This window comes from uncultured Wocania sp., from assembly GCF_964021735.1.
Taxonomy (GTDB): Bacteria; Bacteroidota; Bacteroidia; order Flavobacteriales; family Flavobacteriaceae; genus Wocania_A.
This window is the reverse complement of record NZ_CAXIBN010000216.1, coordinates 1-4619: the sequence shown is the minus strand read 5'-3', so window position 1 is coordinate 4619 and position 4619 is coordinate 1. Positions and strand designations below refer to the sequence as shown.

The 4619-nt window shown below is 33.0% G+C and carries 4 protein-coding genes; 3 read left to right on the top strand and 1 reads right to left on the bottom strand.

Annotated features, from left to right (window positions below):
- On the top strand, positions 1–771 hold a 771-nt coding region (locus AADI82_RS13815), incomplete at its 5' end, for a helicase-related protein (protein WP_341217013.1).
- 61 nt (positions 772–832) lie between these two features.
- On the opposite strand, the gene AADI82_RS13810 is transcribed toward AADI82_RS13815, so the two are convergent.
- A complete protein-coding gene (locus AADI82_RS13810; RefSeq protein WP_341217012.1) occupies positions 833–1924 on the bottom strand; it encodes a DUF2911 domain-containing protein in 1092 nt (363 codons plus the stop codon).
- Positions 1925–2099: 175 nt separating this feature from the next.
- Between AADI82_RS13810 and AADI82_RS13805 the strand changes: the two genes are divergently transcribed.
- The gene (locus AADI82_RS13805; protein ID WP_341217011.1) at positions 2100–4268 is read left to right on the top strand and encodes a DNA mismatch repair protein MutS; all 2169 of its coding nucleotides are present in this window, start codon (positions 2100–2102) and stop codon (positions 4266–4268) included.
- Between the two features lie 22 nt (positions 4269–4290).
- A partial coding sequence (locus AADI82_RS13800) for a DUF393 domain-containing protein (protein ID WP_341217010.1) occupies positions 4291–4619 on the top strand: 329 nt, incomplete at its 3' end.

Here is a 4619-nt window from a genome sequence, read left to right as displayed (position 1 = left end):
ATTATTGATGAATTACCACCAGGACGCAAGCCTGTAAAAACGGTTCATAGATACGACAAAAACCGATTGAATGTTTTTCGATTTATTAGAGATGAAATTGATAAAGGCAGGCAAATTTACATTGTATATCCGTTAATTAAAGAAAGTTCTGCAATGGACTATAAAGATTTGATGGATGGTTACGAAAGTATTTCGAGGGATTTCCCGATGCCTAAATATCAAACATCAATCGTACACGGAAAAATGAAACCAGCAGACAAAGACTTTGAAATGCAACGTTTTATTAAAGGGGAAACTCAAATTATGGTAGCCACAACGGTTATTGAAGTTGGGGTTAACGTACCTAATGCTTCGGTGATGATTATTGAAAGTGCAGAACGCTTTGGTTTATCGCAACTCCACCAGTTACGTGGTCGTGTTGGTCGTGGTGCAGAGCAAAGTTATTGCATTCTAATGACTAGCCACAAACTAACAAATGATAGTAAAACCCGTTTAGAAACTATGGTTAGAACTAATGATGGTTTTGAAATTGCAGAAGTAGATTTACGTTTACGCGGTCCTGGAGATATTATGGGCACACAACAAAGCGGTGTATTAAATTTAAAAATTGCAGATATTATTAAGGATAATGATATTTTGCAAAGTGCCAGATTTTATGCTAAAAAGATTCTTCAGAACGACCCAACACTTTCTAAACCAGAACACAGCGCATTACTTAACACATACAAACAACTAGGGAAATACAAGAATATTTGGAACTATATTAGTTAAAAAAGCTCAATCCATAAGATTGAGCCTTTAAAAACTGATTGTAGTTTGATTGATGATCTTTTTATATAACGCCTAATTCTTTCAAATGTTTTTCAGAATTAGCTTTAACATTAGCAGGCGGGTTAAGTGATAGTGATTTTTTAAAGTTTTTTATAGCATTTTTTTTGTCTCCCATGTTTTTATAACACTCGCCTAAACTATCATAAACATTAGCATTTTTTGGATTATTCTCAACATTCAATTTAAAATATTTTAAGGCTCTGTTAAAATCCTTTATACCCATCATTTGGTAGCCCAATGTATTTAATTGATTCGTGTTAGCCATAGCCGAAGCTTCGTCCATTAATGCAGCATACTCATCTGTTCTTCCTAATTTATTAAGTATCTGCCCTTTAATCGCTAGATTATTAAATGTTTTTTGACTGTAAAAATTGCCCGCTATAGCACCATCAATCCATTTTAAAGCTTCATTTAAATCTCCGCCATTGCCTAAAGAAAAACGTGCCGCTTGTTCCCAATTTTGACGCTGAAATCCATCTTGACCTTTAAATTTAGCTCTAAAATCGTTCAACACAATATCTGTAACATCGAAAGACACATTAATAGGAAAGCCTTTTTTCTCCCAAGCTAAAGTCGCTGTTGCAGAATTAGCAGCAACATTATTAAATTCAAAAGTCAATAATTCATGATGCGGGACAGTAATCGTTTTAATTTCTGCTCGTAAGGCATCTTTACTTTTATCATAGAAATAACTACCCCAAGCTTCAGAATCGTTTGATAAAATAAGTGTTGCGGTATCATCTGCTTTCACTTCAAAATGTAAGCCGTAAGTTCCCGCTTTAATAGGTTTTCCTTCAACTTTAGCATTATGTGTAAACGTAATAGTTGTATTTTCATTAGCACCAGCACGCCATGGTGCAGCGATAGACGTACCAAAGCCAAGGTTATTCATGCCATAAGGCACCAATTCTCCCCAAACTTTTCGACCGTTTACACTTGGCCTTGAATACGTTATTGAAACATCCGAAACACCTATGCGTTGCGATATAGTAGCTTGCTGACTACCGCGTGGTGTGTTTAATTGAGCAAATGCACTGAAACTAAAAGTAAGTACCAGTAGCGTACAAAATGTGATAAGTTTGTTGTTTTTCATTTTTGATTGTATTTAGTTTGTACCTCAAGGTATACACAAATTATAACCGCTAATGTTAGCGTTTTGTTAAAGAAGATTGCAAAACTGTTAATTAACTATTTATTAAGAAGAATTTAACAACACAAAACATCTCAAAGAGAATGTTTAACTTTGTAAGCCTCTTATAAAAATAAGAATGATACACATTCACGAAAAGACATTACAAGATTTAGAATTTCATACAGTTTTACAGCAAGTTAGCGAACATTGCGTAACGCCTTTAGGCACCAATAGAACACTTCACATTTCTCCTTATAGGAAAAAAGAAGAGCTACAAATGGTGCTACAACTAACCAATGAATATTTATCATCTTTTTATAACGATAATCGCATTCCTAACCATGGTTTTGATACCATAGCTAAAGAAATTAAGCTTTTACGAATAGAAAACACGTATTTAGAAGTACACAGCTTAAAAAAATTGGCATCAATTTCGTTAACATCCAATGAAATAGTTACCTATTTAAAAAAGTTTGAAGAATACTATCCAAATTTAAATGAATACGCTTCACATATAGAAGTCACCAAAGTTATTATTGAAAAAGTAGATGCTATTGTTGACCGTTTTGGAGACATAAAAGATAATGCATCTACATTACTTTTTGATTTACGTCAAGCCGTTAACAAAATAAAAGGCAAAATAAATGCTAGTTTTTCATCGGCTTTAAACACATATCACAATCTTGAATATTTGGATGATATTCGAGAATCTGTAGTCGACAATAAACGTGTGTTAGCCGTAAAAGCCATGTACAGGCGTAAAGTTAAAGGCGCCATTATGGGTGGCAGCAAAACAGGCAGTATTGTATACATTGAGCCCGAAACCACTTTACAACATTCACGTGAGCTCAATAATTTAGAATACGAAGAACAGGAAGAAATTATTAGAATTTTAAAAGAAGTTACAAATTACATTCGTCCATTTTTAAAACTATTAGAAGATTACCAAAATTTTTTGATTGATATTGACGTGATTTCAGCGAAAGCGAAATATGCTAAATCCATGAACGGTATTCTTCCAGAAATTTCAGAAGCTAGAAGTATGTTTTTGCGAGATGCGTATCACCCATTACTCTATTTAAACAATTTAGAAAAGAAAGAAACTACATTTCCTCAAAGCATACAATTAAAAGAAGACAGCAGAATTATTGTTATTTCTGGTCCCAATGCTGGCGGAAAAAGCATCACCCTAAAAACCGTTGGCTTATTACAAGTTATGCTGCAAAGTGGTATGTTAATTCCTGTGCATGAACGTAGTCATGTTTGTCTATTTGATAGGATTTTAAGCGATATTGGCGATAACCAATCCATTGAAAATCATTTAAGCACATACAGCTATCGCTTAAAACAAATGAATTATTTTTTAAAAAAGTGTAATAAAAACACGCTTTTTTTAATTGATGAGTTTGGCACAGGAAGCGACCCAGAATTGGGAGGTGCTTTGGCTGAAACTTTTTTAGAAGAATTCTATCATCGTGAAGCATTTGGTATTATAACAACACATTATTCTAATTTAAAAATATTAGCAAATGAATTGCCGTTTATGCTAAATGCGAATATGCTATTTGATGAACGCAGCTTAGAACCGCTTTTTAAACTCGTTATCGGTCAAGCCGGAAGTAGCTTTACGTTTGAAGTCGCACAAAAAAATGGCATCCCTTACAGTTTAATAAATCGGGCAAAAAAGAAAATTGAACGCAGCAAAATACGTTTTGATGCTACTATTGCAAAGCTTCAAAAAGAACGCTCAAAACTTGAAAAGACAGGGCAATCTTTAAAACTTAACGAAAAAAAGAAGATTGAAGAAGCCGATAAATTAGAAGAAATTAATGCGAAAATTCAAAAGAAACTTGAAAGCTATCAAGAGCTATACGATAGCAATCAACGCCTTATTTATTTAGGACAAAAACTAAACGACATTGCCGAAAAGTATTTTGAAAATAAGCAAAAAAAGGTTTTAATGGATGAACTTTTCAAATTGGTACAAATTGAAAATTCTAAACGTAAAAGAGTTTCTGCCAAAGCGAAAAAAGTAATAAAGGCTAAAGAAAAACAAGTAAAACAGGAAGCAGAAAAGAAAGTAAACGTTATTAGAAAAAAGAAAAAGGTAGCAAAACAAAAAGCTATTGAATCACCTAAACCAAAACCTACACTAAAAGTGGGCGATCGCGTTAGGATGGAAGATGGACGTGCTATTGGCAGCATTGATAAAATCGAAAAAAACAAAGCGGTTGTAAATTACGGGATCTTTACAACTAATGTAAGTATTGAACAGTTGGAACTTGTTGAAGCTGGTACAAAGTAAATACTTATAATATAAAGTAAAAATGATAGACCTACCAAAACATAAAAAACTAATACTGTTTGACGGCGTTTGTAACCTTTGCAATAGTTCGGTTCAATACATTATTAAACATGATAAAAAAAACCTTTTTATGTTTACAGCCATACAGAGTGATGCAGGACAAAAAATAATTAAAAAGTATAACATCGATACTTCTAAAATAGATTCTATATTGCTTTATTCTCCAGAAAAAGGAATAGATTATAAAAGTACTGCTGCTTTAAAAATAGCTAACAAACTTGGATTTCCTCAAAATTTAATAAGTGTATTTTTTATTATTCCTCCGTTTATACGCAATTGGGTTTATGATTA